We start from the raw sequence: 461 nt of genomic DNA, 5'->3' as shown, positions 1-461 counted from the left end.
ACCGTGTCGGAATCATCGACCTCGTGATACGTGACATCAACGGCGGTTTCAGTCGGACCATAGAGGTTGTGTAGACAGGCACCGGTACGCATGCGCAACTGCTGCGCGGTCATCGCGGACAATGCTTCACCGGAAGAGAAGACATGACGCAGAACCGTGCACTCGGCTGCCTTCGGTTCGGCGACAAATGCCGCCAGCATCGACGGTACGAAATGCGCGACGGTCACTGCCTCGGCTGTGATGAGCTCGGCCAGATAGGACGGCTCGCGATGTCCTTCGGGCTTCGCCACCACTAGCCGCGCACCGACCTGCAACGGCCAGAACAACTCCCATACCGAAACGTCAAACGTAATCGGGGTCTTCTGCAAGACCGCATCGTCAGTACTCAGTCCGTACCGGCTCTGCATCCACACCAAACGGTTCACGATCGCCGCATGCGGAATCGCCACGCCCTTGGGGCG

Annotated in this window: 1 protein-coding gene; it reads right to left on the bottom strand. The window is 60.1% G+C overall.

Features of this window, described 5'->3' with window-relative positions:
• A partial coding sequence (locus ACX4ZE_RS23105) for an AMP-binding protein (RefSeq protein WP_480275572.1) occupies positions 1–461 on the bottom strand: 461 nt, incomplete at both ends.

The sequence above is a fragment of the Nocardia sp. TBRC8007 genome (assembly GCF_056629435.1).
The sequence above is the reverse complement of the archived record's forward strand: the minus strand, read 5'-3'. Positions and strand labels throughout refer to the sequence as shown.